General features: G+C 46.4%; 18 protein-coding genes. 2 read left to right on the top strand and 16 right to left on the bottom strand.

Annotated elements, in window-relative coordinates:
* Window positions 1-3: 3 nt before the first annotated feature.
* Window positions 4-660 (top strand): phosphate signaling complex protein PhoU, encoded by a 657-nt coding sequence (gene phoU, locus ENI34_02325; GenBank protein ID HEC77962.1) that lies wholly within the window; start codon window positions 4-6, stop codon window positions 658-660.
* A 280-nt stretch (window positions 661-940) separates the two neighbouring features.
* Window positions 941-6,607: a hypothetical protein gene (locus ENI34_02320; GenBank protein ID HEC77961.1), complete on the top strand. Its 5,667-nt coding sequence runs from the start codon at window positions 941-943 to the stop codon at window positions 6,605-6,607.
* 57 nt (window positions 6,608-6,664) lie between these two features.
* Here the strand turns inward: ENI34_02320 and ENI34_02315 are convergent, their stop codons facing one another.
* The 16 genes from ENI34_02315 to pstC form a co-directional block, all read right to left on the bottom strand.
* A complete protein-coding gene (locus ENI34_02315) occupies window positions 6,665-7,594 on the bottom strand; it encodes an ROK family protein (GenBank protein ID HEC77960.1) in 930 nt (309 codons plus the stop codon).
* A 302-nt stretch (window positions 7,595-7,896) separates the two neighbouring features.
* A complete protein-coding gene (locus ENI34_02310; GenBank protein ID HEC77959.1) occupies window positions 7,897-10,323 on the bottom strand; it encodes a hydrogenase iron-sulfur subunit in 2,427 nt (808 codons plus the stop codon).
* 67 nt (window positions 10,324-10,390) lie between these two features.
* Window positions 10,391-11,530, bottom strand: a complete 1,140-nt coding sequence (locus ENI34_02305) for a (Fe-S)-binding protein (protein ID HEC77958.1) — start codon at window positions 11,528-11,530, stop codon at window positions 10,391-10,393.
* On the bottom strand, window positions 11,527-11,991 hold the full coding sequence (locus ENI34_02300) for a hydrogenase iron-sulfur subunit (GenBank protein HEC77957.1): 465 nt from the start codon (window positions 11,989-11,991) through the stop codon (window positions 11,527-11,529). The genes ENI34_02305 and ENI34_02300 overlap by 4 nt, the downstream gene beginning before the upstream one ends.
* The gene (locus tag ENI34_02295) at window positions 11,957-13,885 is read right to left on the bottom strand and encodes a 4Fe-4S dicluster domain-containing protein (protein ID HEC77956.1); all 1,929 of its coding nucleotides are present in this window, start codon (window positions 13,883-13,885) and stop codon (window positions 11,957-11,959) included. Before ENI34_02295 ends, ENI34_02300 begins: the two co-directional genes overlap by 35 nt.
* Before the next feature lie 5 nt (window positions 13,886-13,890).
* Complete coding sequence (locus tag ENI34_02290; protein ID HEC77955.1) at window positions 13,891-14,445, bottom strand: pyruvate ferredoxin oxidoreductase; 555 nt, start codon at window positions 14,443-14,445, stop codon at window positions 13,891-13,893.
* 10 nt (window positions 14,446-14,455) lie between these two features.
* Window positions 14,456-15,220, bottom strand: a complete 765-nt coding sequence (locus ENI34_02285) for a 2-oxoacid:ferredoxin oxidoreductase subunit beta (GenBank protein ID HEC77954.1) — start codon at window positions 15,218-15,220, stop codon at window positions 14,456-14,458.
* Window positions 15,217-16,458, bottom strand: a complete 1,242-nt coding sequence (locus ENI34_02280) for a 2-oxoacid:acceptor oxidoreductase subunit alpha (protein ID HEC77953.1) — start codon at window positions 16,456-16,458, stop codon at window positions 15,217-15,219. The genes ENI34_02285 and ENI34_02280 overlap by 4 nt, the downstream gene beginning before the upstream one ends.
* The gene (locus ENI34_02275; protein HEC77952.1) at window positions 16,448-17,266 is read right to left on the bottom strand and encodes a 2-oxoacid:ferredoxin oxidoreductase subunit beta; all 819 of its coding nucleotides are present in this window, start codon (window positions 17,264-17,266) and stop codon (window positions 16,448-16,450) included. Before ENI34_02275 ends, ENI34_02280 begins: the two co-directional genes overlap by 11 nt.
* 53 nt (window positions 17,267-17,319) lie before the next feature.
* Window positions 17,320-18,516, bottom strand: coding sequence for a 2-oxoacid:acceptor oxidoreductase subunit alpha (locus tag ENI34_02270; protein HEC77951.1), 1,197 nt, complete (start codon window positions 18,514-18,516; stop codon window positions 17,320-17,322).
* Window positions 18,513-18,812, bottom strand: a complete 300-nt coding sequence (locus ENI34_02265) for a 4Fe-4S dicluster domain-containing protein (GenBank protein ID HEC77950.1) — start codon at window positions 18,810-18,812, stop codon at window positions 18,513-18,515. The genes ENI34_02270 and ENI34_02265 overlap by 4 nt, the downstream gene beginning before the upstream one ends.
* A gap of 158 nt (window positions 18,813-18,970) precedes the next feature.
* Window positions 18,971-19,648, bottom strand: a complete 678-nt coding sequence (phoU, locus tag ENI34_02260) for a phosphate signaling complex protein PhoU (protein HEC77949.1) — start codon at window positions 19,646-19,648, stop codon at window positions 18,971-18,973.
* A 10-nt stretch (window positions 19,649-19,658) separates the two neighbouring features.
* On the bottom strand, window positions 19,659-20,408 hold the full coding sequence (gene pstB, locus ENI34_02255; GenBank protein HEC77948.1) for a phosphate ABC transporter ATP-binding protein: 750 nt from the start codon (window positions 20,406-20,408) through the stop codon (window positions 19,659-19,661).
* Window positions 20,405-21,148 carry a phosphate ABC transporter ATP-binding protein gene (locus ENI34_02250; protein HEC77947.1) on the bottom strand — a complete coding sequence of 248 codons (744 nt, stop codon included), beginning with the start codon at window positions 21,146-21,148 and terminating at the stop codon, window positions 20,405-20,407. Before ENI34_02250 ends, pstB begins: the two co-directional genes overlap by 4 nt.
* Before the next feature lie 2 nt (window positions 21,149-21,150).
* Window positions 21,151-21,993 (bottom strand): phosphate ABC transporter permease PstA, encoded by an 843-nt coding sequence (pstA, locus tag ENI34_02245; protein ID HEC77946.1) that lies wholly within the window; start codon window positions 21,991-21,993, stop codon window positions 21,151-21,153.
* A partial coding sequence (gene pstC / locus ENI34_02240) for a phosphate ABC transporter permease subunit PstC (protein HEC77945.1) occupies window positions 21,993-22,576 on the bottom strand: 584 nt, incomplete at its 5' end. The genes pstA and pstC, both read right to left, overlap by 1 nt.

Raw genomic sequence — 22,576 nt, 5'->3', positions numbered from 1 at the left:
AGAATGTTAGAAGAAAGAATTACCAATCTTAAAAGGGAAATTGTCGAGTATACTGCTCTTGGGGAGGGTATGATTGAAAAAAGTATAAAAGGCTTGATTAAAAAAAATAAAGAGCTACTTTTAAGCGTCATCGATGAGGATGAGCCGAAGGCAAATGACTTTGAGATAGAGATAGATGAACTCTGCGTAACCCTTATTGCTCAGTATGAACCAAGAGCAAAGGATTTAAGAACAATCCTTATGATTCTAAAGATAAATAATGATCTGGAGAGAATAGGAGATCTTGCAGTAAATATTGCTGAAAGCGCAATGTTTTTAATAGAGAAACCACAAGTGGAGCCTTTGGTTGATATCCCAATGATGGTAGAAGTAACGGAAAAGATGTTAAAGAATAGCATAAATGCTTTTATTAATGAGGATGCAGAATTGGCTAAAAGCGTCTGTGAGAAAGACAGTGTCATCGATGGTTTGAGGAATCAGATTTTGAGAAAGTTGATCACTTACATGAGTGCGGATTCATCGACGGTTGAACGTTCAATCCATTTAATGAGAATCTCCCACTCCTTAGAACGCATAGCAGATTTATCGACAAACATCTGTGAAGATGTAATATTTATGGTGGAAGGCAAGATTATAAAACATCACAAAGATGAAAATTAGGGTTGTTGGGTTGGGGATAAAGATAAAGACTATCACCAACTTCTCTTCAACCGACCAATTCCTTTTCTTCATCGCTTTCCTCATGTTAATCAAACCATTATACCTCTACAAATCCATCGTGTCCAGCCCCTAAGGATCTCAGTATATTATTAACATCTTCAAAAAATGCTTTTTGACAATTTCCCTAAACCAATATCCTAAATTTACCGATTGACTCTTCAAAGCTGGTATAAATTGATTGACTTTTGTCAGAGATTGATTAAACTTTAAACTGGAGGTAATGATGAAAAAATTTTTTACTCTCTGTTTTGTATTCTTTTTATCTATGACAATTTCCTGCCCCAAGAAAAAAACTTCTGAATCCGGTTTTGAAATGCCCGAAGGAGAAAAAAGAGATGTCGAGGTACTCTATGCAGCACCGACCGGCGGCACCGAGAATTTAAGTGAAGTACGCGAAATTATGGTTTCTTTTAACCAGCCGATGGTTCCCCTGGAAGGAATTCCTGAATTCGAAAAAGGCGGGCCGTTGAAGATTTCTCCTCCCGTAAAAGGAAGATACAGATGGCGGGGGACTTCAACGCTCTTCTTTGTGCCTGACGAACCATTAACAGGTGGAACAAAGTACACCTGCCGGGTCCCTAAAGGAACGCGTTCTTTATCAGGAACAACCCTGCAAAAAGACTATGTATGGGAGTTCACCACGGCACGACCCGACTTAATCAGCTCAATTCCCTATCACAATCAACGCTGGATAGAGCTTGATCACAATATCTATCTCCGTTTCAATCAAAAGATGTCACCAGAACGCGCCCGACCCTTCATAAAACTTTCGGCACGTGATGAAAAAGGCTTTAAAAGACCGATCTCTTTTCAGGTGAGAAAATTGAACGAAGAAGAGTTGAAAGATGAAAGGCTGTCCAGAAAAGCCGAAAAAACACTCGTCATCGACCCTGATGCTGATCTTCCCATAGAGAGTAAAATCATAGTCGAACTCCAGGAAGGCCTGCCCGGTGCACTCGGCGATTACGGGATGGAGCATGAACGAACGGTTGTATTTAAAACATTTAACCGTTTCACTTTCGTCGGACACGACAAGAAACTAATCAATCCCCAGCATGCGATCACCTTTGAATTCACCAACCCGGTTGTGTATCAGGAATTCATCAAGCATATATCATTTAAACCGGAGATCAAAATCCCCGGACATTACAAAAACTGGATCCATTCGTCAAACCGCCTTTATCTCTATCTGCCGTTTAAACCGGATACAAAATATGAAGTGATTATCGACAAAGAGTTGAGCGACCGCTTTAAGAACAAACTCGGGGATGAAATTAAAATCTCTTTCAAAACCACGGATTATGACCCGAATATAAAGACCGCAACCGGTATGGGAATCGTCGAATCTTATTCTGACAAACGCCATCCGGTTATGTTCGTAAATATAGACCGGGTCCGCAAACGGCTTGCCCTTCTCAAACGAAATGACATCATCCCCACCCTTCTGGCGAATAACACATTCTACGGCGGCAAGGAATTTTATCCTGTCTTCAATTATGCCGTCGACCAGATGTGGTACATAGAAGCAGAAAGAAATAAAAGAATCACGCTTCCCCTTGAATTGAAAGAAATCCTGCAGAAGCGAAATGAAGGTTATGTCTTCTTTGAAATCGAAGCACTGAAAGAATTAAGATATGGAAGACGATTCTATCGAGGTCTGCTCCAGGTCACCGATATCGGCATCACCGGCAAGTTTTCATCAGAGAACAACCTGATCTGGGTCACCACATTAAAAGATGGAAAGCCGATCCCTTCTGCCGAGATTGAACTACGTGATGACAAAAACCGCATCCTCTGGAAAGGAACGACTGATAAAAACGGCATGGCTGAAACACCGGGCTGGAAGGCATTGGGAGTGGTGCCGAGAAATAACTGGGATAAGCCGCGGATCTGGGTTTTTGCAAAATCGGGCGACGATGAAGCATTCATCGCCTCGAATCAGGGAACCGGTATCTATCCTTATGACTTCGGGATTTCCTATGACTGGCGACCCGAACCAGAAAGATTCCGCGGTTACATCTTTACAGAACGCGGACTTTATAAAGCCGGTGAAGTCGTTTATATAAAAGGAATTATTCGTGAAAAGAAAAAAGGGAAATGGCGGATTTCAAAACTCATAAAGAACATCGACGTCGTAGTACGTAATTCACGCGACGAGGAAATTTATAAAGAGAAGATTCCGGTTTCCTCGTATGGTTCGTTCGACATAAAATTAAAACTTAATAACGATGCTCCCACCGGTTGGTATGAAATCACCGCTCATTCAAAAGATAATAGATTCAGCAGTTATGGCTCATTCCGGGTTGAGGCGTATCGGCCCGCCCAATTCAAGGTTACTGCAAAATCCGATAAGGAAGAGTATATCTTCGGAGAAAAATTCTCCGGTGAGATAAAAGGAACATACCTGTACGGCGGTCCAATGTCTGACCAGGATGTGGAATGGACCATGACCCTTGACCGCTCTTATTATTCACCGCCGGGGCATAAAGGCTTCAGATTCGGACACGCATACTGGGATTATGATGAAGACTGGATATTTGAAGGGGTGATCGCTTCAGGAAAAGGCAAGTTGAATAAAGAAGGAAAGATAAAAGTAGAACAGAAGCTGAAGCATGAAGAGGTGAAGACAACAATGGTCCTGACCCTTGAAGCGACGGTGACCGCGCAGAACCGTCAGGCTCTGTCAGGACGCACGAACTGCCTTGTCCATCAAGGCGAATACTATATCGGGATAAAACCTCAAAAAACATTTGTCGACGTTGAAACACCGATTACGTTCGAGTTCATCGCGACGACGCCGAAAGGTGAACTCATCAGCGGAAAAAATTTGAATGTCGAAATAATAAGGAGGGAATGGATCAGTGTGCGCAAGGCGGGGATCGAAGGTAGATACGAATGGGTCACCGAGAAGAAAGACAGTGTGGTGCATAGTTTCAAAATAAAGACAAAAGATAAAGCCGTTTCAAAATCGTTCACTCCGGAAAAGACAGGATTTTATCTTATCCGGGCGGCTGGTAAAGATTCAAAGGGCAATCGTATTACAACGACGACATATTTTTATACCACAGGGAAAGGATATTTTTCCTGGAGAAAATCGGACGACGACCGTATAGAAATAATCCCTGATAAAGAAAGCTACAAGCCCGGCGAGACGGCGAAGATTCTGGTCAAATCACCTTATGAAAAAGCACTTGCTCTGATAACCGTTGAGCGTGAATTCGTCCTGGAAAGGTTTACGAAAGAGCTGGTCGGCTCGAGTGAAATCGTCGAAGTTCCGATCCGTGAGGATCATCTGCCCAATGTCTATGTCTCGGTGATACTGGTTCAGGGAAGAATCGGTTTTAACAGATTCAATGAAGAGGGTGAAGATATCGGTAAACCGTCGTTTAAGATCGGTTACACAAATCTTGCAGTGGACCCTCAAACCAAACATCTCGATATATCACTCACCGCGGACAAAGAGGAATACCGACCCAGGGATTCCGTTACAATAAATATAAAAGTAAAGAACAGCCGGGGAAAAGGACAGGAATCCGAAGTCGTACTTGCCGTCGTCGACCTCGGTGTCCTGTCGCTCATTGCATTCAAGACCCCGGATCCATTTCCCGTATTCTACGGTTCAAGACCGCTCTCGGTCCAGACCGCTGAAAGCAGACTCCACATTATCGGCCAGCGGAGCTATGCGGAAAAAGGTGAAAATCGAGGCGGAGGAGGAGCGGCAGGTGAAGGATTCGCATACCGCACAGAATTCCTGACCACCGCGTATTACAACCCCGTAGTCCGCACTGATAAAGACGGAAACGCCCGCATAAAATTCCGCCTGCCCGACAACCTCACGACCTTCAGAATAATGGCTGTGGCTCATACAAAGAATTCCTCATTCGGTGCCGATGAAATGAATATCCGGGTGAAAAAGCCCCTTCTTCTGCTTGAGGCGCTACCGCGATTCGTGCGGCTGGGCGACAGATTTGAAGCGGGGATCGTCGTACACAACAACACCCATAAATCGGGTGAAGTCACGGTCGAGGCGTCAGCTGAAAATATAAAGATAGCCGGTGATACTAAAAAGAACGTGGAAATTCCCGATGGTCAGAGTAAAGAAGTAAGGTTTGAATATTTTGCGGATCAGGTCGGTAAGGCGACCTTCAGATTCAAGGTGACGTTGCAAAACGAATCCGACGGTCTGCAGCTGAAGATTCCTGTAATTGCACCACCGCTGACAGAAGCGGTTGCATTATACAGCCAGACCCGGGATAAAGCTTCCGAGGAGATAAAAATTCCGGGTGAGATTTTCCCTGAAGTCGGTTATCTCGAGATTACCACATCCTCATCCGCCTTCGTCGGCCTGGAAGGAAGTATTGAATATCTCGTAAAATACCCTTATGAGTGTTTAGAGCAGAAGACATCCAGAATTCTACCTTTTATTCTCGCTGAAGAGCTCATTAATTCCTTCAATCTTTCAGTGTTGAAGAACAGAAATTTGAGGCAGTATGTCAAAAAGGCGCTGAAAGAATTCAAAGACTTTCAGCATTACAACGGCGGATTCAAATTCTGGAAGAATTCATACAGACCATCCCCCTGGCTCACCACCTATGTCGTCTATGCACTCGGCATGGCGAAACGCAAGGGGTATCATATCGATGAAGAGATGATTTCCCGGGCGCAGAATTATCTGAAAGAAGTGTTGCGCAGAAATAATGTGGACTGGGAATATCCATACAACCTCAATGTTCAGTTGACCACAAAATGCTTTATCCTCTATGCCCTTGCTTTATGGGATAAATACAACTACGGTTATCTCTCGAAACTTTTCGAAAAACGGGACCAGATTCCGCTCTTCGGAAAAACACTCTTACTCAAAGCAGCCGCACTCTATGACAATTCCTACTATGTAAAGGAACTGCGTAGAATCCTGCTCAATAAAATCAAGATGAGTCCGACCACCGCACACTTTGAAGAGGCCGATGAAACCGGTATGTCCTGGATATGGCATTCAAATGTCCGCACCACGGCACTCATCCTCGAAGCGCTCCTTGAAACGGGCGGCGAATTCGCCAACGCCGAAAAGATCATAAAGTGGCTCGTAAATGAACGCAAAAGCGGAAGATGGCGTTCCACCCAGGAGAATATCTATGTCTTCAACGCCTTTAATACCTATTTCCGGATTTATGAAAAGCAGAGACCGAATTTCGTTGCGCAGGTCTATCTTGAGGGCAAAGAGATCATAAAAGAACTCTTCAGGGGAAGGCAGCTGGAAATGAGAAGAAAAGAACTGTCCCTTGCTCAACTGCCGAAGGATAAAGAACTGGCGATTGACATAGAAAAACGGGGTGACGGAAGACTATACTACGGAATAAGAATGCTCTACGCCCCGAAGCGGGAGCTCAACCCGAGAGACGAAGGGATTGCCGTCTTCAAGGTGATTGAACCGCTTATCAAAGGTAAAACCGGTAATGAATTTAGCGCCGGAAAGATCTACAAAGTCACGCTCAGTGTGATTACTCCACAGGAAAGAAATTTCGTCGTGGTCGATGATCCCCTGCCCGCGGGTCTCGAAGTCATAAACACCTCTTTTGACACAGAGAGTAAACAGCTCATCAAGATGATGACCGGACAAGAAAACCGAAATTATTACAATGATTACTATGATGATGAATATTACTATGACGACTATTATTATTCATGGGGAACATTTGACCACTGGGAAATATATGATGACAAAGTTCTGCTCTTTGCCGACGCCCTGTTCGCCGGTGAACATACATTTTCGTATCTCGTACGGGCGATGACCTATGGTGAATTCACGATGCCGCCGACCAAGGCAGAAGAGATGTACACCCCCGAGGTCTTCGGTTACAACCGCCAGAGAACGATAAAAGTGAAGTAAACCACCGGGGTCAGATCTCGAAACTTGACAAATCGCGTTCCCATTGTTTTGAAGTTGTCAAGTTTCGAGATTTGACCCCGCATAATACACGGCGCCGAGGATGCCGGCATCGTCACCCAATTCAGGCGGCACTATCTTGTATCGCCGGTATTCAGCTCCCATTACCCGCTGGGCAACGGTCTTTTTTATCGGCTCAAATAAAATCCTGCCCGCCCTTGAGATACCGCCGGAAATAATTATCACCGCCGGATCAAACAGGGCAACGATATTCGATACACCTACACCGATGTAAAAAGCAATTTCTGAAAAAACTTCCTTTGCCACCCGATCACCTTTTTTTGCTTCATTCGCGATGATATGCGGGGTGAGCTTTTCATACTTATGCAGAGCACTCTTCTTTTTCTTCATCAATTTCTTTGCCCGGGCGACTATCTGCCGGGCGCCGACATAGGCTTCAAGGCAACCGCGATTACCGCACTTACATTTTCTGCCGTTGAATTTAATCACTGAATGGCCGAATTCTCCGGCAAATCCGTGTTTGCCGAACAGGGGTCTGCCTTCGCAGACCGCTGCGCCACCGACGCCAGTACCAAGGGTAAACAGAAAAACATTATCACATCTCCTGCCTGCTCCGTATTTCCATTCTCCAAGACAGATTGCATCCGCGTCATTCAAAATTTTCACGCGGGCTTTGAATTCCTTACTCAAAAGTCTGCTCAAAGGAATATCCAGCCACTGCGGCAGATTCGGCGAAAATCTAACCACCCCTTTTCGCGGTTCAATCAGCCCGGCAATGCCGACACCGATCGCTGCCACTTTTGTATCGAGTAATCGAATTGCGCTTTTTATCTGATTGAATGAGGTATGAAAACCGGCTTGTGCTTTTGTCGGCAACTTGACCCGCTTTATGATCTTTCCGCGGGCAACCAGCGCCGCTTTGATATTCGTCCCTCCTATATCAACACCTATGGAGTATCTGCCGGACATAGAAATACTATATTCGTTAAAAAAAGATAGTCAAGAGGCTGACGGGGTCAGATCTCGAAACTTGACAAATCACGTTCCCACCGTTTTGAAGTTGTCAAGTTTCGAGATCTGACCCCATGGATGTTCTATTTCTCTTTATCTTTCTCTTTTATCAAACGGATGCTGTTGGAACCGCATTTGGGACACTGCCGTTCCATCATCACTCCCTTTTCATAAGGGAATTTTGATATGGTTCCGCATCTCAAACATTTAAAATCTCTTTCTTCCATAGATCCTCCGCTTATCTCTTGGGTTTTGTTACACTATTTCTTCTGTCGCGCCTTATGTTTTTCCTCTTCTTCGGTCAGCACCTTTATTGTATATTCAATCTCTTCCCTGGTCACCTGTTTTCTCAGCTCTTCGATATCCTGCATCGTCTTCTGGAACCTCTGCCCTTCTGCCGCACTGATCCATTCGAGTAACAGCCGCTCCGGCCTGATACCCAATCTTTCCAGTTTATCCCAGAGCTTTTCCACCCGCTTCTGTGTCCAGCGGTTTGCATCAATATAGTGGCAATCAACATAATGGCACCCTGAAACCACAACCATCGGTGCACCTTTTTTAAAGGCATGGAGCACAAACTTCTCGTCGACACGACCGCTGCACATCGTTCTGATAAGACGCTGATTAGGTGGGTACTGAAGACGGGCGCCGCCGCAGGTGTCTGCTCCGGCATAACTGCACCAGTTGCATGCAAAGACGATTACTTTGTCATAAGGATCGTCTTCAAGATAAGCATCGATCTGGGCGATAATCTGCTCATCAGTGAAATGCTTCATCTTTATCGCATTGAAACGACATTCTGCAGCACAGGTCCCGCACCCTTTACAGAGCGCCTCAACATAAGATATCGTCTTCTTTCTCGGATCCACGGTGATCGCATTATACGGGCAGGCCTTGGCACAGGTGGTGCAGAATCTGCAGAGGTCGGAATTGAGAGTCGAGGTGATGGCTTCAAGCGTCACCTTACCGGCTGAAAGTATTGTTTCGGCACGCGCCGCCGCTGCACTCGCCTGGGTGACCGAATCCTTTACGTCCTTTGGTGCCTCAGCGCAGCCGGCAAAGAAGACCCCTGTCGTGGGTGCATCGACCGGTTTAAGTTTGGGGTGGGCTTCCATAAAGAAACCATCGGGTGTCTTTGAAAGCGTAAGGAGCCGCTGGACCTCGGGCATATCCAGTCTTGGTGTCACCCCCACTGAAAGCACCATCATATCAAAATCATGCTCTTCCATTCTGTTTGAAGTGGTGTCTTCAACCAGCACCTTCAAATTACGGGTTCTCGGATCCTCAACAATTTCTCCGGGAATACCTCTTATGTATTTTACGCCCGCCTCTTTGCTCCGTTTGAATAAATCTTCAAAGCCCTTACCGAATGCCCTGATATCGATATAGAAAACCTTGGCTTCAATATCAGGATAATGGTCTTTAAGCAAAAGAGTATCCTTGATGGTGTTCATACAACAGATATTACTGCAATAGGGCTGGCCGCGTTTTTCACAGCGTGAACCGACACATTGAATGAATCCAACGGTCTTCGGCCTTTTACGGTCGGTCGGTCTTATGAAATGACCGTCTGAAGGACCACCCGCCGCGATGAGCCGCTCGAACTCCATACTCGTTATCACATTTTCAAATTTCGTGTAACCGTACTCGTCAAGTATCGTCGGGTCATAAACATCCATACCCGTAGCAACGATAACAACTCCCGCATTGAATTCTATAATTTCATCCTTGGCATCATAATTAATACATTTCTTATCGCACTTTTCCGCACATTTACCGCAGGCGATCGGATTCGTTCCAAGACAATTCTCCATATCAATCAAATAAGCCGACGGTACAGCTTGAGGAAACGGAATATAGATCGCTTTTCTACTAGACAGACCCTGCTGGAATTCGTCCGGGACGATTACCGGACAGACCTCGGTGCAATCACCGCACGCAGTGCATTCGTTTTCATCTACATAGCGCGCTTTTTTACGCACCTTAACATGGAAATTGCCCACGTAACCGGAAATGGACTCTACTTCACTGAATGTCAGGAGGTTTATGTTTGGATGCCGACCGACATCCATCATCTTCGGTCCAAGTATTCATATCGCACAGTCCATCGTCGGATATGTCTTGGCAAGTTGAGCCATCAAACCACCCAGCGAAGGCTCCTTTTCCACAAGATGTACTTTATAACCTGCATCCGCCAGGTCAAGGGCGGTCTGCATTCCCGCAACACCACCGCCGAGAACAAGCGCCGATTGTTCCACGGGAATAACGTTTTCTTCCTGGGGTTCGAGGAATCTCGCCCGTGCGACATAAGCCTTGATGATCTCTTTCGCCTTCCTGGTCGCTGCCTCACGATTATTCATATGTACCCAGGAACACTGCTCACGGATGTTCGCCATATCCACAAGATAAGGATTCAATCCGACCTCGGACACACATCCCCGAAATGTGGGTTCATGCATACGAGGAGAACACGCGGCGATAACCACCCGATCGAGTTTCTGTTCCTGAATCGCCTTCTTTATCTCCTGCTGACCTGGTTCAGAACACATATATCGATTTTTAACGCTATAGACGACGTTATCGAGTTTCTTCGCTTCTTCGACAAGGGCGTCGGTATCGACTGAACCAGCTATATTCGTGCCACATTCACATACAAAAACACCAATCCGTAAATTCTCCTGCGGCATCCAATCACCCCCTTTTATAATCTTTAAAAATAAAAAAATTCATTATCATCTCCGATCAAAATCTAAATCATTCCAGGGCATCAGCGACGAACGTCACCAACTGCTCGGTTGGAATCTTTATTTCATCAGGTGCGTCTTTTTCCCGCATCGTGCAATTGAAATGGATCTCACATTTCGGGCAGGAAAGCAAAAACAACTCCGCACCTGTACTTTTCGCCTCTTTCAACCTTAACATCTGAATCTTCTTTGAATAAAAAGAGCAGCTCATCCAGGCACTGACACCGCAACACACAGCACGTTGCCTGTTCCGCGGCATCTCAACAAGTTTCAATTTGGGAATTGCAGCCAGAACATTACGCGGCGCATCATAGATACCGAGATGTCTGCCGAGTCGGCAGGGATCCTGGAATGTCACCGCCCTGTCAGTCTCTTTGAATTTCAATTTTCCTTCCGCGATCGCACTGCTGAGCAACTCGGTGATATGCTGAACTTCAAAATCAACCTTGAAGTATTTCGGATAATCAAGCTTAAACGTACGATAACCCTCAGGACAGGAGAAAACAACTTTCTTTGCGCCGGTCTTTTTGATCTCTTCGATATTATAAACAGCCAGTTTTTTGAAATTTTCAAGGTCACCGCTCCAGAGCAGATCATGCCCGCAGCACCGTTCCTGCGCCATAACGACCGGTGTGATACCGAGATGATTCAGTATCTTCACCGCGGACCTTGCATCGCGGACAGTATGAACACCGATATCACTGAAAAGAATGTCAAAGTGCGGCAGGCATCCGACAAAGTAAAGGATCTCTCCTTTTTCAGCCACCTTCAGGTCCGGTTCAAGCCAATCCATCCTCTTCTGTTGAAGATTCGTCGCCGTCATTATCCGCATCATCGCCTGTGCCGCACCACCATGTGAGCAGATTGCATCTTCACCGAGTTTTTGTGCTTCAAAACGGGTTTCCTGGGTCAAATCAATATAGGCAATATCCACAGGACAACGCAGATCACACATCGCGCAGGTCAAACACGCCCAGATATTCTTGTCTGTCAGAAGCTCTTCACTTGCATAACGGATTGTGCGGTTTACAAGAACACGGGGAGAAAATCCTTTATTGAACTGGGAGACAGGACATACACTTGTGCATTTACCGCATTCCAGACAGAGATATGCCCGGGAATTCTTTATCGCTGATTTAAGACTGCTCATAAAGATGCCTCTTTTTCCGCTTTGGCCTTACGCCCGATCCTTATCGGAGAAGGACCGAGTTTCTTGATGACCTCGATGAATTCATTAAGGGCGGCTTCAAAGATCTTCGGTTCGTGGGCAGAGAACCAACCGAGTTTCACCCTGGCCGGTTCAAAACCGAGAATATTAATCAATTTTTCGGTATTGTCATAAACATCAACCGCTCTGCGGGCACCGGTGATATAGTGACAATCTTCGACCTGGCATGTCGCCAATAACACACCGTCGGCACCCAGTTCAAAAGCCTTGAGAATAAACGCCGGAGTAATCATACCGCCGCATACAACCTTGATGAACTTTATATTGGACGGAAAGTCCCTCTTTTCATTCACGATAGGATATACGCTCCAATTACAGCAAAAAACGACGATCTTCGGTTCAAAATTCTCAGTCAAAAAAGTCCTCCAGTTCTGCTTCAATATCTTTACTTTTGAAGAACCTTAAATGAATCGCACCAGTGGGACAAACTGAAGCACACGTACCGCATCCTTTACAAATCGTCACATCGACATGGGATATCTTGATTCCACCCTCTTTTTCGATGACCTTTATCGCTGAATAGTCGCATACTTCTTCACATTGACCGCATCCCCGACACAATTCTTCATCCACGACCGAGACGATCGGTTCGATCTTCACCTCGGTGACCTCTTTACCGTCAACAGTGAGCATGGCGCGCATCTCATCAGTAAGCTTCATATCCTTGGGCAAACCGTGCACCATAATCAACTCTTTACCTTTTTCAGTCGAGATTCCAATCATCCTCTTCTGACATTCACTGACGCAGTGAATACACTCGGCGCACGGTCCGCAACGCAGACATCTCTTCGCCTCGCGGATCGCTTCTTCTTCACTCAATCCCAGCTCCACCTCTTCAAAAGTTGTCTTCCTTACATCGACCGGGAGTTTCTTCGGATGATGGCGCACCGCGTGTTCCGGGGTAAATGTCTCAGAAACAAGGGTGCGTTCTCTTATCACCGGCTCTGTTTCTTCTTCAAACGCTTCCCCCCTTAAATATCTGTCGATTGAATGGGCGGCGCGATGTCCTGCAGCGATCGCATCGATTACGGTATTGGGACCGGTAACCGCATCTCCTCCGGCGAAAACCCCCGGTTTTGAGGTCATAAGGGTCTGTTCATCAACCTCAAAGGTATCCCATCTTGTAAACTTCAACCCCGAGTCTTTAAAACAGGAAATGTCGGGTTTCTGACTTATCGCGGAGATAATAATGTCGGCGTCGATAACAAACTCTGAACCGGGGATGGGTATCGGCCTTCTTCTTCCTGATTGATCGGGTTCTCCGAGTTTCATTTTTGTACACTCCATTCCCGTGACTTTTCCATTCTGCCCCAGTATCTTCACCGGTGCCGCAAGATAATCGATCTTCACCCCTTCATTCTCGGCATCAATAATCTCTCCTTCGTTCGCCGGCATCTCTTTTCTGGAACGCCGGTATACAATATGAACTTCTTTGCTGCCCAATCTGACGGCGCTTCGCGCCGAATCGATCGCTGAATTCCCGCCGCCGATCACAATGACTTTTTTGTCGCTTAAATCTTTTAATCTGTTGTCGTTTATCTGTTTCAAAAATTTGATACAATCAACTATTCCTTCATAATCGTCTTCTCCGGGAACTCTCAACTTCAGTCCTTTATGTGCACCGATTGCGAGAAAGACAGCACTGTATCCGTCTCTGAACAGGGCATCGATGTCTTCCACTTTTGAATTGGTCTTTATCTCAACCCCGAGTTTTTCAATATCTTTGATCTCCACCCTGATGATCTCCCTCGGTAGTCGATAAGGAGGTATGCCGACGATCAGCATACCGCCGGGAACAGGCAATTCTTCAAAGATCGTCACGCCGTATCCCATTCTGATAAGGTCGTTCGCCGCAGTGAGCCCGGCCGGGCCTGAACCGATTATTGCGACCTTCTCTTTCTTTGTCCTTTTACAGGGTTCGATCTCTTTTGTCTTATGAGAAAGTTCGTAATCCGCAATGAATCGTTTGAGGGCGCAGATCGCCAACGGTTCGTCAAACTCACCCCTTCGGCATTCAGACTCACAGGGATGGGTACAAACCCTTCCGCAGATACCGGGCAGGGGATTGGTCTTCTTTACAATCGCAAGCGCCTTTTCAAAATCACCACGTGCGATCGCTCCTAAGTATGCTTTTATATTAACGCCTGCCGGACAGGCGACCCGACATGAAGAAGTGGTTATTTCCTGGATCGGAAAAGAAGCACTTATCTCGGGGAATTGTAAAGTGACCCCTTTTTCGTGCAGAAAATCGCGGATGTTTTCACTGGTATTCTTCATTGTAATCAACTCTTCCCGACTCTGGCAAGCTGTTCCTTGCCGTAGGTGTATCCCTTTTCAAACGCCTGCAGGTTCAACTCAACCGCTTTTTCAGGAACCGATTCAGGAATCGCCTTCTTCATCGCCTCATAACTTACGACATCGGTCACCGCCGTAAAGAAGCCGAGCATAACGACATTCGCCACGATCTTCTTACCCAGTTCTTCAGCAAAACGAGTCGCCGGAATGGCGAAGACCTTTATCCGCGCACGAGGCGATTTGAGTTTCACCAGGTCTTCGTCGATCAGAAGAATTCCATCATCACTCAATTCTTCTTCAAACTTGTTATATCCTTCCTGGGACATGGCGACGAGCACATCGGATTTTGTAACATAAGGATAGAGAACCTTGTTTTCAGATACGACCAGTTGAGAACTGCAGGCTCCGCCCCGTGCTTCAGGACCGAAAGACTGACTCATCGTCGCGAATTTATTGTCGTAAATCGATGCCGCCCGTCCTGCAATGATCCCGGATCTTATTATCCCCTGACCTCCGTAACCGGCAAATCTGATTTCAGCCATCGCCGCCTCCTTAAATTTCCTGTAAGGGAAGAGTCCCGTGCGGGACGAATTTATCACCCAGTATCTTGCTCAACTGACTGTTGTACGAATCAATGAATGTCGGTCTTTCTTTGTCTGTAAACTTCCCGACGACGATTTTCTCCTCTGGAATAATCGCCGCGTTCCTCGGATTTTCACCGTTCTTCACCACTGAATTATCATAATAGAACTTCAATATTTCGTGTTCAATATCCTCAATCCCCCGATAATAATTCGGGCCAGGAGCAAGAATTTCAACCATTGCCAGACCTTTTTTATTAAGCGCTTCAGCAATGGATTCGATCAACTCTTCGGTGTGCAGAGCAGTCCAGCGGGCGGTATAGACCGCACCACATGAATTTCCGAGATGGGGAAAATTGAACGGTTCTTCAAATGTCGAATAAGGTGAGAAAACACTCTTCGCAAAAGGCACGGATTTATTGTTGATTCTTTTATAAATGAAATTATTCACACAGATGACGAGAAGTTCCATATTTCTCCTGCCGGCATGCACAAAGTGATTTCCACCGAGAGTCATAAGATCACCCACAACAGACATCACTTTCAGTCGGGGATTGGCTAATTTCAGTCCTGTTCCAAAGGCGATCGCCCGTCCGCGTGTTGTCTGGAAATAATCAACCCCCAATTCCTTGACGGTTTCGGGCTTAAACGGAATATCCGACGGCATACTCAACTTTTTACGCTCGATACCTGATTTTTCTATTGCTTTATTGAATATTGAAATGATTGAGTTCATTCCTTTAATTTATAACCTCCTTCAAAAACCAATTTTTCCAGCCTTGTCTTGTATTCAACCACACCTTCTATCTTCTTATCCTCTCGGACCGCATATTCAATAGCATCAGCAATGTCATCAGGATTATGAACACCGGCGCCGCCGTGAGGAACGAGAACCACATTCGCTTTGCCGTGACTCGCCCGAGCCACATCAAAGACGACCTGACCGTAGTTTATCTCGGGAACCACAAACGCCTTGACCCGCTTTGCCAGTTCAGTGATCCGTTCATCAGGAAAGGGCCAGACCGTAACGAGTCTCAGGGTACCGACCTTTATCCCTTTGCTTCTCGCCTTTTCAACCCCTTTTACCGCCACACGCGACGATATTCCATATGAGACGACAACAATCTCCGCATCGTCGGTCTGCTCTTCCTTCAATTCAATAATCTTGTCTTTGTTTATTCTGATCTTATCAACGAGCCGCCTTATATATTTCATCTTGAATTCTTCCTTATCCACGGGATAACCTCGTTCATCATGAACCCTGCCCGTGATATACAGATTAAAACCGTCACCCGCACGGGCGAGTTTGGGAACGAGATCTGGATCGGGTTTAAAAGGCAGATACTCTTCAGGCGGTCCTTTATAAAATCTGCGCGGTTCAAGTTCAATTTCATCTGCCGGCGGGATGACGACCTTCTCGGTCATATGGCCGACACACTCATCAGACATAATCATCACCGGACAGCGATATCTTTCTGCAAGATTGAACGCCTTGATTGTGTAATCGAACATCTCCTGGGGAGAATCGGGTGAGATGGCGATAACCTCGTAATCTCCATGCGAGCCCCACCGCGACTGCATCATATCCGCCTGGCCGGTCTTTGTCGGAACCCCGGTGGAAGGACCTCCCCGCTGAATATTGAGAAGCACGAAAGGTGTCTCCATCATCGCCCCGAGTCCGATGTTCTCCATCATGAGTGAATAGCCGGGACCTGAAGTTATGGTCATCGACTTTACGCCCGCCCAGACAGCCCCCACAACTGAAGCCATGGAACCGAGCTCATCTTCCATCTGGATAAAAAGTGCCCCTGCTTTCGGCGCCACCCGTGCAAATGCTTCAGCCGCTTCGGTCGAGGGTGTTATGGGATAGCCGCCGATGAATTTACAACCGGCAGCCAGGGCACCATAGCCGGCTGCCACGTCACCGTCGATATAATATACGCCGGTAAGAACATCCTTTGGATTAGCTTTCATTTGACGCCCCTCTCACTTCTGAAGCCCATTGATTATATCGTTCCATATAGGAAGGCCTTTCTTTATCCACGAACTTACCGCATATAATCTTTGTCTGGAAACCGATATCGAGATTCTTTGTATCCTCACCATGTCTGATTTCCACGTTATCGTGATAAAATTTCATCATATCCAGGCCATCACCGAGGCGGTTGATTCTTGAATAGTACATGGCGCATGGTGAAATGACTTCGACCACGGAAAATCCTTTTTTATGGAGCGCCTCGGTCAAGGAATTGGTCAGACGCCGCACATGAAGAGCCGTCCAGCGCGCCACATATACGGCGCCGGAAGAATCTGCGATATAAGGAATGTTAAAGGGAGGTTCGACACAGCCGAATGGTGAAGTAGTGGCGTAAGCGGCGAGTGGTGTCGTCGGAGCAACCTGACCTCCGGTCATTGCATATATAAAGTTATTCACGCAAACGACGAGCATGTCGATATTCCGACGTGCCGCATGAATAAAGTGATTACCGCCGATCGCAATAAGATCTCCGTCTCCGGAAAAGACAATCACCTTAAGTTTCGGATTCGCCGCCTTGATACCGGTTGCAAAGGCAATCGCCCGACCGTGGGTGGTATGGAAAGAATCGAGTTTCACATAACCGGCGACCCTGCCGGTACAACCGATGCCGGATACGATACAGACATTATTCAAATCTATCTGCGCTTTTTCAAGGGCGCTGGCAAGAGCGGTAACCCCCAAACCGATTCCGCATCCCGGACACCAGATATGGGGCATCCTGTCCATACGAAGTAAATTCTCCATCGGATGCACTTCCTTAATTTCTCGGGTCTTAACTGCTTCCATTCTCTTCTCCCCTATTTCTTAAATTCGATGATTTTCTCTTCTACGGCAGTCATTCCAGCCGCCTGTTTGAGCGCCGCCAACAAATCTTCGGTATCCTCAATCCCTTTTTCGCCGTGCGGTATGAACAAAACATTCGCATCTCCATGAGTACATCGTTCCACCTCAAGGGCGATCTGTCCGAAATTCATCTCCGGAACCACAAATGCCTTGACCCGTTTTGCGAGTTCAGCCACCCTCTTTTCAGGAAAGGGCCAGACAGTGGTGAGTTTCAAACTGCCGACCTTTATTCCGGCATTCCTCGCCTGTTCCATTGCTTTCAATGCCGCTCTCGAGCTGGCGCCGTAAGAGACCAGGATTACGTCGGCGTCATCAATATTCGTCTCTGTAAATTCAACGATCTGATCGACGAAGTTGCGGATCTTTCTGAGTAAAGGATGTACATTATATTCCTGACATTCTTCATTCATAATCGGATAACCTCGGTCATCATGGGTTAATCCTGTAACATGAAATTTGAATCCGTCACCGATCTTCACCATCTTCGGGACAAAATCTTCATCCCTTTTAAAAGGCAGATATTTATCTTTCGGTCCATCGTAATATCTGCGCGGTTCAATCTCGATCTCTTCGGCAGACGGAATTACCACCTCTTCCTCAAGATGCGCAACATACTCATCAGCAAGGACCAACACAGGAACCCTGTACCGTTCTGAAAGATTGAACGCCTTGATGGTATAATCGAACATCTCCTGGGGTGAACTCGGTGAAAGTGCAATCACTTCATAGTCTCCATGCGAACCCCACCGCGCCTGCATCACATCTCCCTGAGCCGCACGATCGGGCAACCCAAGAGAGGGACCGACACGCTGAACATCAACGATAACGCACGGGGTTTCCAGCATAACCCCCAGACCAAGATGTTCCATCATCAAGGAGAGACCAGGGCCCGAGGTTACGGTCATCGACCTCTTTCCTGTCCAGGAAGCGCCGAGGACCGCCGCGAGCGCGGAAACTTCATCCTCCATCTGTATGAATGTCGCTCCCACCTCAGGTGCTCTTTTTAAAAATCGTTCCGATATCTCAAGGGCGGGTATTATTGGATAGAGTCCCAGAAAACGGCAGCCTGCCGCCAGGGCACCTTCGGCGCAGGCATAATTACCACTTAACTTATGAGTACCGCCCAACACACCTTTTGAATCTGCTTTCATTCCTCTCCTTTCTCTGTTCCGACCTTAACAGGAGTCTTCTCTTCTTTCAACGTGACAAAAATGGCGAATTCAGGACATAACATTTCACACAAATGGCATTCAACACAATCATCCGGTTTCTTTACATAGGGCGGATGGTATCCTTTCTGATTAAACTCCTCTGACATCTCAAGCACATCTTTGGGACAGTATTCTACACAGAATCCGCACCCTTTACATCGATCCTTAAATATATGGACCTCTCCCACCGGAACCTTAATCTTGTTCAAATCCAAAGGTTTGCGCCAAAACTTCATCCTTGCTCCTTGATATCGTTTATAATAGTTAAAAAGAGATGAATGTCAACCATTCTATGCCCAAAAATTCTATGAACCCCACTCCGTTTGAATTATAGCCAAAAAATGAATAATGTCAACAGGAAAATACGCGGCTGAAACCGAAATTTTTTTTGTCCTTATTTTTTATCTGTCTGTTCCTCAGCATGATGTTTTATAACTCTCGCTTGGGTGATATATATAACATCCTCACAGATATTCGTCGAGAGATCGGCGATCCGCTCGAGATTCTTGGCGACCAGCAATAAAGGAATGGCAGAGGCGATCTTCTCTGGTTCTTCAAGCATATGGGTCAATAAAATTCGAATCGTTTCATCCCGCATTTCGTCGACCACGCTGTCCCGTTCGCAGATCCGCTGGGCGCTCTGAACATCATTATTCATAAAGCTGTCCACACTCTGCTTCAACATCTCTTTCACTTCCCGCGCCATGGACCAGATATTGGTCACATTCTTTATGCGCGGCTGTTCAATCAGGTAAGAAACCTGATCCGCTATATTCACCGCATGATCACCCATCCGTTCCAGATCGTTGTTTATCTTTATGACACCGATTAAAAACCGCAGGTCGGCACCCACTGGTTGATGGCGGGCGATAAGTTCGATACACTGTTCTTCTATGGCGATTTCGAACTTGTCAATTTCATGATCGATCTCCCGGATATCCGCCGCCATCTTAAGATTCTTTTTCTTCAACGCCTCGAGGGATTTGGTGATTGCTTCTTCAACCATCGAAGCCATATCCAGAAGATTCTGTTTGACCTTTTGTAATTCATCATCAAAATGACGATCCATCATTCCCTCCTTTTTAACCAAATCTTCCACTTATATAATCAAAGGTACGTTTATCTTCGGGGTTGGTAAAAATCTTCTTCGCCTTATCAAATTCAATCATCTCACCCAACAACATAAAACCGACTTCATCCGCAATCCTCGCCGCCTGTTGCATATTATGGGTGACGATGATAATCGTATATTTTTTCTTCAACTCCAGCATCAATTCTTCGATCTTGCTGGTGGCGATAGGATCCAGTGCCGAGCACGGTTCATCCATCAACAGGATGTGGGGCTCGACCGCAAGGAGCCGTGCAATACACAATCGCTGCTGTTTTTCCGCAGAAAGATTCAATGCCGGATGTTTCAATCGATCCTTTAAATCCTCGAACAGATCCACTGCACGTAGGGAACGCTCAACAATCTCGTTTAAAGTCCTCTTATCGGTTATCCCCCACACCCGCGGACCATAGGCGACATTATCGAATACGGAAAGAGGAAAGGCATTGGGTCTCTGAAAAACCATCCCCACCTTTTTACGCAGCATGATGAGATCGCAGACCGGTGAATAGATATCTTCACCGTCGATACGGACACTGCCGGTTATCTTAACGTCTTTTATCAAATCATTCATTCGATTAAAGACCCGCAAAAGCGTCGATTTTCCGCAGCCGGACGGCCCGATGATCCCGGTTATCAAATTTTCTCTGATTGAGAGATTGATATTCTTCAACGCCTGAAATTTTCCGTAATAGAGATTCAAATTAGCCGTCTCAATGATCATCCGAATTTACCCCTTATATAACCATCGGTTCTTTGATCAGCGGGTTGAGTGAAAAGTTTCTCTGTCCGGTCTATCTCGATCAATTCACCGGCGAGAAAGAACGCCGTCCGATCAGCGACCCGCGCCGCCTGTTTTGTATTATTGGTGACGATGATAAATGTATACTTTTGCTTCAGCTTCAACATAGTGGCTTCAATCTTTGCGGTCGATACCGGATCCAGGCCTGAACACGGTTCATCCATCATTATCACCTCAGGATCCATCGCCAGGGTCCGCGCAATACACAACCGCTGCTGCTGACCGCCGGAGAGTGTGGAAGCTGAATCTTTTAACCGATCCCTGACTTCCTCCCACAGATTTGCGGCATCCAGCGCTCTGTAAACGATGTCGTCGAGCTCTTCTCTGGTGAACCGGCGATGTAATTTCGGACCATAGGTTATGTTTTTATAGATGGTTCCCGGTAATACCACCGGTGTCGCGAAGATCAAGCCGACTCTCCTCCTGAGTTCATTGATACTGAGATCAAAGATATTCACTCCGTCGAGTAATATCTCACCTGTAATCCGTGCGTAATCGATCTCAAAGAGGCGATTAATCGCACGCAGCAGAGAACTCTTACCAGAGTTTGCAGGTCCGATCACCCCGAGTATCTCATTCTTTTCAACGGTCAGATTGATATCCTTCAACGCCTGAATATCGTTGTAATAGAGATTCAATTCTTTAATGCAGATCTTCGTCATAATCAATAATATTTGGAGACAAACCTATGCATCAATCGATAGGCGATGAAGTTAACCGCAAGGATGATGATGATGAGCACGGTCGCTGTACCGTATGCCTTGGGCATTGAGATTCCTTCACGCGCGAGGATATAGAAATGAACCGCTAAGGTCCTTGTCGAAGAAAAGACCGACATCGGTATTCCCAAAGAAGAACCCGCGGTGAAGATCACCGCGGCGGTCTCACCCACTGCCCTGCCGATACTCAGAATGACGCCGGTGAGAATCCCGGGCAGCGAAGTAGGAAGAACGACCTTCAAGATTGTATCCAGTTTCCCGCCACCGAGTGAATAACTGATTTCCCGATAGGCATGGGGAACGGCTTTGATGGCTTCCTCAGTGGTCCTGATTATCGTCGGGATGATCATAACCGCAAGGGTCAAGCCTCCGGAAAGAATACTCCAGCCCAGATTCAGTTTAATCACGAAAAATATAAAACCGAATAGCCCGAAAATGATTGAAGGAACTCCGGCGAGGCAGTCCGCACCGAAGCTGATGATCCGACGAATCAATCCACCCCGCGTATATTCAACAAGATAGACGGCGCTCCCTACTCCCAGCGGGGTTGCAATGAGAATCGCCAGAATCGTGACGAAGAAGGTGCCGAGGATAGAAGGTAAAATCCCTCCTTCTTTACCCATATCCTTTGTCTTATCCGTAAGAAATTCCCAATTGATCTGTCCCAGACCGTTCTTAAAGACATAGGCGATAATGAAGAAAAGAACGAGAATCGTGATAATCGTCATCAGGAGAAGAATGGAATAAGCGATTATCTGATTTGTGCGCGGGCCTATCCTGAATGTCATCACTTCCGTCCTGTTATCTTAATGGCGATGATGTTTAAGATGATGATAATCAGAAAAAGAAAAGAACCACAGGCAAACAGAGCGGCTCGATGGTCTCCGGCTGCATAGCCCAATTCCAGTGCGATCGTCGAAGTCAGGGTGCGGACCGAATGGAGTATTGAACCGGGGATTTTCAGGGCATTACCGGCGATCATAATAACCGCCATGGTCTCACCTATCGCCCGTCCCATTCCTAAAATAATACCGGCGACGATTCCTGAACGCGCCGACGGGATCAAAAGCATTACCACGGTCTGCCATTTCGTAGCGCCGAGGGCGAAAGAACCTTCACGAAAGGTCGAGGGCACGGCAACCAGAGAATCGTATGAAATACTCACTATCGTCGGCAGAATCATAATACCCAAGATAATACTCGCAGCGAGCACGGAAAAACCAGGACCGCCGAAATATTCTCTTATAAACGGTACCAGTATCACGATGCCGATAAAACCGTAGACAACCGAAGGAATTCCTGCAAGCAATTCGATGATCGGCTTGAGTACTTTCTGCATCGTGGGTGAAGAAAACTCAGCGAGGAAGATTG

The sequence above is a fragment of the candidate division WOR-3 bacterium genome, from assembly GCA_011052815.1.
GTDB lineage: Bacteria > Hydrothermota > Tepidihabitantia > SM23-42 > SM23-42 > DRIG01.
The sequence above is the reverse complement of the archived record's forward strand: the minus strand, read 5'-3'. Positions and strand labels throughout refer to the sequence as shown.

Bases quoted from the DNA above. Each gene is read 5' to 3' on its own strand.
- ENI34_02280 (HEC77953.1), bottom strand. From the start codon at position 16,458: ATGAAAGCTAATCCAAAGGATGTTCTTACCGGCGTATATTATATCGAC.
- ENI34_02265 (HEC77950.1), bottom strand. From the start codon at position 18,812: ATGAAGTTTTGGCGCAAACCTTTGGATTTGAACAAGATTAAGGTTCCG.
- phoU (HEC77962.1), top strand. From the start codon at position 4: ATGTTAGAAGAAAGAATTACCAATCTTAAAAGGGAAATTGTCGAGTAT.
- pstB (HEC77948.1), bottom strand. From the start codon at position 20,408: ATGATCATTGAGACGGCTAATTTGAATCTCTATTACGGAAAATTTCAG.
- ENI34_02290 (HEC77955.1), bottom strand. From the start codon at position 14,445: ATGGCTGAAATCAGATTTGCCGGTTACGGAGGTCAGGGGATAATAAGA.
- ENI34_02270 (HEC77951.1), bottom strand. From the start codon at position 18,516: ATGAAAGCAGATTCAAAAGGTGTGTTGGGCGGTACTCATAAGTTAAGT.
- ENI34_02285 (HEC77954.1), bottom strand. From the start codon at position 15,220: ATGAACTCAATCATTTCAATATTCAATAAAGCAATAGAAAAATCAGGT.
- phoU (HEC77949.1), bottom strand. From the start codon at position 19,648: ATGATGGATCGTCATTTTGATGATGAATTACAAAAGGTCAAACAGAAT.
- ENI34_02295 (HEC77956.1), bottom strand. From the start codon at position 13,885: ATGAAGAATACCAGTGAAAACATCCGCGATTTTCTGCACGAAAAAGGG.
- ENI34_02275 (HEC77952.1), bottom strand. From the start codon at position 17,266: ATGGAGAATTTACTTCGTATGGACAGGATGCCCCATATCTGGTGTCCG.
- ENI34_02320 (HEC77961.1), top strand. From the start codon at position 941: ATGATGAAAAAATTTTTTACTCTCTGTTTTGTATTCTTTTTATCTATG.
- ENI34_02250 (HEC77947.1), bottom strand. From the start codon at position 21,148: ATGACGAAGATCTGCATTAAAGAATTGAATCTCTATTACAACGATATT.
- pstA (HEC77946.1), bottom strand. From the start codon at position 21,993: ATGACATTCAGGATAGGCCCGCGCACAAATCAGATAATCGCTTATTCC.
- ENI34_02315 (HEC77960.1), bottom strand. From the start codon at position 7,594: ATGTCCGGCAGATACTCCATAGGTGTTGATATAGGAGGGACGAATATC.
- ENI34_02305 (HEC77958.1), bottom strand. From the start codon at position 11,530: ATGAGCAGTCTTAAATCAGCGATAAAGAATTCCCGGGCATATCTCTGT.